Source organism: Modestobacter excelsi, from assembly GCF_005930495.1.
Classification (GTDB): domain Bacteria; phylum Actinomycetota; class Actinomycetes; order Mycobacteriales; family Geodermatophilaceae; genus Modestobacter; species Modestobacter excelsi.
This window is the reverse complement of sequence record NZ_SJEX01000140.1, coordinates 1-5,669: the sequence shown is the minus strand read 5'-3', so window position 1 is coordinate 5,669 and position 5,669 is coordinate 1. Positions and strand designations below refer to the sequence as shown.

The 5,669-nt window shown below is 76.4% G+C and carries 6 protein-coding genes; 1 reads left to right on the top strand and 5 read right to left on the bottom strand.

Annotation, left to right across the window (positions count from 1 at the left end):
- Positions 1-64 precede the first annotated feature (64 nt).
- A complete protein-coding gene (locus FHL80_RS24730) occupies positions 65-721 on the bottom strand; it encodes a flavin reductase family protein (RefSeq protein WP_246078938.1) in 657 nt (218 codons plus the stop codon).
- 41 nt (positions 722-762) lie between these two features.
- Here FHL80_RS24730 and FHL80_RS24725 point away from each other — a divergent pair, with 41 nt between their 5' ends.
- On the top strand, positions 763-1,590 hold the full coding sequence (locus FHL80_RS24725; protein ID WP_138735978.1) for an endonuclease/exonuclease/phosphatase family protein: 828 nt from the start codon (positions 763-765) through the stop codon (positions 1,588-1,590).
- Positions 1,591-1,596: 6 nt separating this feature from the next.
- Here FHL80_RS24725 and FHL80_RS24720 read toward each other — a convergent pair whose 3' ends face one another.
- From FHL80_RS24720 to FHL80_RS24705, 4 genes are all read right to left on the bottom strand, one after another.
- The gene (locus FHL80_RS24720; RefSeq protein WP_138735977.1) at positions 1,597-2,700 is read right to left on the bottom strand and encodes a glycosyltransferase family 2 protein; all 1,104 of its coding nucleotides are present in this window, start codon (positions 2,698-2,700) and stop codon (positions 1,597-1,599) included.
- Positions 2,697-3,473: a carotenoid biosynthesis protein gene (locus tag FHL80_RS24715; protein WP_138735976.1), complete on the bottom strand. Its 777-nt coding sequence runs from the start codon at positions 3,471-3,473 to the stop codon at positions 2,697-2,699. Before FHL80_RS24715 ends, FHL80_RS24720 begins: the two co-directional genes overlap by 4 nt.
- Positions 3,470-5,071 carry a phytoene desaturase family protein gene (locus FHL80_RS24710; protein WP_246078939.1) on the bottom strand — a complete coding sequence of 534 codons (1,602 nt, stop codon included), beginning with the start codon at positions 5,069-5,071 and terminating at the stop codon, positions 3,470-3,472. The genes FHL80_RS24715 and FHL80_RS24710 overlap by 4 nt, the downstream gene beginning before the upstream one ends.
- 44 nt (positions 5,072-5,115) lie before the next feature.
- Positions 5,116-5,669 (bottom strand): GNAT family N-acetyltransferase (locus FHL80_RS24705; protein WP_216871035.1); only part of this gene is annotated, 554 nt, incomplete at its 5' end.

Sequence of the window (5,669 nt, the reverse complement as noted above, 5' to 3'; positions counted from 1 at the left end):
CTCCTGAAGGACCCCCTGCCCCCCACGACTCGCAAGCTCGCCGCGGGACCCTGCAGGGGGCCGATCAGCTGCCGCGCAGGCGCTCACCGATGCCGGGGTCCTCTTCCCAGGTCCGGAAGGGGATCCGCTTGATCTCCTTGACCTCGCCGATGGTCGACCACTCGTTGCCGCCCAGACGGGCCAGCGGCTGCAGGTGCTCGATGCGCGGCCGACCGTCGCGGACGGCGTCGGACCGGACGGCGATGTGCACGACCCGGCCGAAGACGACGGTGCTGTCGCCGAAGGACACCGTGCCGTGCAGCACGCACTCGATCGACACGGGCGACTCCGCGACCCGGGGCACCTCCACGACCTCGCTGGGCTCGAGCCGGACCCCGGTGTGCTGGGCCTCGTCGTGCCCCGGGGGGAAGTCGGTGCCGGTGGCGTTGACCTGCTCGAACAACACCTCGGGGGTCAGGCTGATGGTGAACTCGCGGGTCTGCTCGGCGTTGTTCAGCGAGTCCTTGCGGCCGACCGAGGTGAACTGCACGACCGGGGGGTCCACGCAGGCCACCGTGTAGAACGAGTGCGGCGCGAGGTTCAGCACGCCCTCGGTCGAGCGGCTGCAGACCCAGGCGATCGGCCGCGGCACGACCACCGAGTTCAGCACCCGGTAGAAGGCGCTGGGCTCCATCCGGGCCGGGTCGAAGTGCACGCGCGCAGGGCTGGTCGGCTCGGTCACCCGCCCATCGTCGCCCACCCCGGCGGTGGACACTGATCGACATGACCGAGGGCGGCCGGCTGCGCATGGTCACGATGAACGTGCTCGGGCCGGCGAACCCGGGTTGGGAGCGGCGCCGGGTGGTCCTGGCCCGGACCCTGCAGCGGCTCGACGCCGACGTGGTGGCGCTGCAGGAGGTCCGGATCGGCTCCGTCGAGGAGCTGCTGGGCCCCGGGTGGCACCTCCGCAGGCTCGGCCTCCCCTCCGACGACGGGGTCGGTGCGGTCCTGGCCACCCGCGCGCCGCACCGACCGGTCGTCGAGCTGGACCAGCGGATCCGCCCGGAGTCGGAGGCCCTGCCCTGGTGCGCGACCTCGATCGTGGCGCTGGAGACGGCGGTCGGGCCGGTGCTGGTCGCCCACCACAAGCCCAGCTGGGAGTTCGGCGTCGAGGTCGAGCGGGAGCAGCAGGCGCTACGGGCCGCCCGGGCCATCGAGGAGCACGCCGGGTCCGGGCACGCGGTGGTGCTCGGCGACTTCGACGCCACTCCCGAGGCGGCCAGCATGCAGTTCTGGCGCGGCCTCCGGTCGCTGGACGGCGTCAGCGTCTGCTACCAGGACGCCTGGGAGACGGTGCACCCGCACGACCCCGGGCACACCTTCAGCAGCGAGAACCCGCTGGTCCGCGCCGGGGAGGTGGCCACGGCGGTGTCCCGGCGGATCGACTCCGTGCTCGTCCGCGCCGGCGCCCACGGACCCACCCTGCAGGTGCTCGCCTGCGACCGGGTGCTCGACCGCCCCGTCGACGGCGTGTGGGCCAGCGACCACTTCGGGGTCGTCGCCGACCTGGTCGTGCCCGACCACCCGCCGGGCAGCTGGGGTCGGCTCTGACCCGGGTCAGGCCGTCGGCAGCGTGCGCCCCCGCCACTGCAGGCTGCCGCGCCGGTGCCCGGCCACCGACCGCGCGACCAGCACGTCCAGCAGCGCGATCGACACCGGGTGGGCCAGCGCGTCCGGCCACACCCGGCCGCCGGTGCGGGCCGCGACGACCGCCCGGTTGAGCACCCCGGCCGCATAGCCGACCCACCCCGCCCGGGATCCGGTGAGTGCGGCCAGCGGCGGGAGCAGCCAGACCGTGCTCAGTCCGGCGGCCGCGCCCACGGCCGCGGCCGGGCGGCCGCCGAGCGCCGACCACAGGGACTTGCCGTAGCCGTCCCGGACACCGGCCCAGCCGTCGTACATCCGGCAGTTCGCCAGGGTCGAGCCGTCCACCACCACCCCGCGGCCACCGGCCGCCTTGACCGCGCGCAGCAGGGCGACGTCCTCGATCACCGCACCGCGCACCGCCGTGTGCCCACCGGCCCGGTCGTACGCGGCGCGACGGACCACCAGGAACTGCCCGTTGGCGGCGGCCAGCGACGGCCGGGGGGAGCGCTCGGCGAGCCGCAGCGGCAGCAGCGTGCCCCACAACCACTGCTGCAGCGGCTGGACCAGCCGCTCGGCCGCGCTGCCGGCGAGCTGCCGCGGCCAGGGGGAGACGAGGTCGAGGCCGGTGTCGTCGAGCACGGCCACGGCCTGCGCGACCGCGTCCGGCCGCAGCCGGACGTCGGCGTCGAGGAAGACCAGCACGTCGGCGTCGCCGGCGGCCGCCGCGCCCTGCGCGCAGGCGTTCGGCTTGCCCAGCCAGCCCGGGGCCGGCGGGCTGCCTGGCAGCAGGGTGACCCGGTCGTCGGCGACCGCGCGCACCTCGGCGGCGGTGCCGTCGGTGGAGCCGTCGTCGACCACGACCACCCCCAGGTCGCCGACGCCGCGCTGGGCGAGGACCGCGGCCAGGCAGCCGCCCGCCTGCCCGGCCTCGTCACGCACCGGCAGCACCACGGTCACCCGCCGCTCGACCGGCCGGGGTGCGGCGGGAGGCCGGCGGAGCAGTGCGGCGTTGACCGCGGCGTGCAGGGCGCCCAGCACGGACAACCCGGCGCAGGCCCGCACCAGCCGGCTCACCGGCGCAGCCGCAGGACCACGGCGGCGAGCACCGGCACCGCCAGCACCGCGGCCCACGCCGCCGACCCGGGCAGCCCCAGCCAGCCGGCGTGCGCGAGCGCGCCCCCGAGCGTCATCCAGGTGAGCACGAGCAGGGGCGCGGCATCGGAGGTGCCGGAGCGGGCGGACCCGGCCAGCAGGTCCAGCAGGGTCATCAGCACCACCCCGGCCAGCAGCCAGCCGGCCAGGTTGGTCAGCGGCACCGTGTCGATGCCGGGGAGGCCGGGGGAGGGGTGCGCCCACCGCCAGTAGCCGGCCTGCACCATCTGCGGGTCCAGCACGACGTCCCAGCCGGCGAAGACGTAGGCGGCGACCAGCACCCGCGCCGGCCGTGACCGGGGGGTCAGCCAGGCGGCGAGCACCCAGCTCGGCCAGGCCATCATCAGCCAGGCCAGCGGGACCAGGAACGGCACGCCCAGCACCGTGGGCCCGAGCTCGTCGCTGTAGGAGTACTCGCCGTAGGGGAACCCGGTGGACAGGCCGAGCGCCTCGAACAGCACCGCCACCCCGGCGACCAGCCCAAGGACCGCCAGCCCGGTGCGCAGGCCGCGGCTCACCGCGGCGTGGGCTCCCGAGACGGTGGCGCCCAGCAGCACGATCGCCCAGCTGACCGCGTCCTGGGCGGCACCGTCGGTGAGCGGGTAGGCGATCGCCGTGGCGACGAGCAGGAGCGCCGGGACCACCGGGACCCAGCCGCTGCCGGCCGGGCGCCGGACCGCGAGCGCCGCGGTCACCGGCGCCGCGCCCGGAGGCGGCGGCCGACCTCCGCCCGCAGCCGGGCGGCGGGGCGCCGATCGGCCAGCACCACCCGGGCGGCGGTGCGCCCGGAGTTGCCCGAGACCCCGCCGCCGGGGTGGGTGGAGGCCCCGGTGAGGTAGAGCCCGGCGAGCCCGGGCACCCGGTGACCGGACAGCGCCGGCGTCGGCCGGAAGCCGAACATGCTGGCCAGGCTCATCTCCACGTGCATGACGTTGCCGCGCAGCAACGACAGTTCCTGCTCCAGCCGCAGCGGCGTCTGCACGTACAGCCGCTGTACCGAGTTGGCGAAGCCGGGGGCGTACCGGTCGACGGCGGCGATCAGCTGCTGGGCGGCCGGCTCGGCCAGGGTCTCCCAGTCGGAGCCGTCGGCGAGGGCGTAGGGGTACCACTGGCCCCAGACGGTGACGACGTGCTGACCGGCCGGGGCGAGGGTCGGGTCGCTCGCGGAGAACGACATCGTCAGCGGCACCGGCTCCCGGGGGACCTCACCGGCCAGCCAGTCGCCGTGGGCGCGGGCCAGCTGGGCGCGGTCGGTGCACAGCAGCTGCAGCCCCTGCAGGGCCTCGTCCCCGACGCCGGGGTAGGACGGGAGCGCGTTGGTCTGGGCCCGCAGCACCAGGCCGAAGCCGTTGCCCAGCGGCGGGTCCGCATCGGCGAGCGCCGGAGGAGCGTCGTCCCCGGCGAGCGCCTTCGTGGCCAGCACGTGGCAGGCGGCGACGACCACGGGTGCGGTGACCCGCCGTCCTGACGTCGTCTGCACGCCGGTGACCCGCCGGGCGTCGGCCGGCCCGTCGACGAGCAGCCGCGCGGCGCCGTCCCCGAGGGTGACCCGGCCGCCGTCGGCGGCCAGCCGGGCCGCCAGCGCCTGGGTGAGGCCGCCGGACCCGCCGACCGGGTGGCCGGGCGGGACGTCGTGCAGCAGCGCGACCCAGCCGACCATCGCGGCCGTGCCGGGCTCGGACATCGGCGGCCCGGACTGGGCGCCGAACCAGGCCAGCGCGGCCTTGAGCCGTTCGGAGGAGAACCAGCGGTCCAGCAGCGCGTCGCCGGAGCCGAGGAAGTCGACGGCGATCTCCCCGCCCGGCGTCCGGGGGCGCCGCGAGCCGATCGGCCACAGGTGGCGCGCCAGCCGCGCCGGGCTCGGCCGGTCGCCGAACGCCTGCACGACCGCGGCGCTGCGCGGCCCCCAGACCTCGACGAAGCGGCGGTAGGCGGCGGCGTCGGCGTCCCCGCAGGCCGCGGCGATCGAGGTGCAGGTGGCGTCGAGGTCGACGGAGAAGACCAGCGGCCGGCCGTCGGGGCCGTCGTCCCCGGGGACCGGCGCGGGGGCGAAGCCCCACGGGTCGCAGTCGACGTAGCGCAGCCCGAACCGCTCGAGCTCGAGCTCCTCGACGATCCCGCTGTGCCGGATGATCACGTGTGCGCTGGACCCCCGGTCGACGCGGACCCCGGGCCACCGCTCGACGGTGGAGACGGCGCCGCCCAGGACGGGGTCGGACTCGACCACCTCGACCGACAGGCCTGCGCGGGCCAGGGAGCAGGCGGCGACGAGCCCGTTGTGGCCCGAGCCGATGACGACGGCGTCGACCGAGGTGTCGCGGGGGTGGGGAACCGGGATCAGTCCCTCGGCGCCGGCGGGGCCAGCGGCAGCCGGGCGCCCAGGATCGCGAAGGGCCGCGCGTCACCGGGGAAGTGGTAGCCGCGGGCCAGGTCGACGAAGCCGTCGGCGTGGTACAGCCGGAAGGCCTTGGTGTCGGTGTCCGGGGTGCTCAGCAGCGCGGCGGGGTGGGGCAGGTCGGCCAGCAGGGCGTGCAGCAGCTGCCGGCCCAGGCCGCGGCTCTGGTGGTCGGGGTGGACGTGCAGCTCGCAGACCTCGAAGGCGCCGGGCAGCCACTGCTTGGCCGTCCGCCGGTCCAGGGCGTTGCGGACCTGGTCGTGCCACCACTGGCCGGGGGCGACGAGGTAGCCGTAGCCGAAGCCGACCAGCTGCTCGCCCTGCGGGGTCTCGGCGAAGCCGCCGACGGACCGGAAGCCCGGGCGCTCGGTGTGCTGGACGGCGTAGCCGTAGCGGCCGGCGACCACCGACTCGCCGTAGCCCATCGCCGCGCCGTAGATGGCCAGCGCCTCGTGCAGGTGGTCGCGCATCCACCGGGTGGGCAGCTCGGTGACGC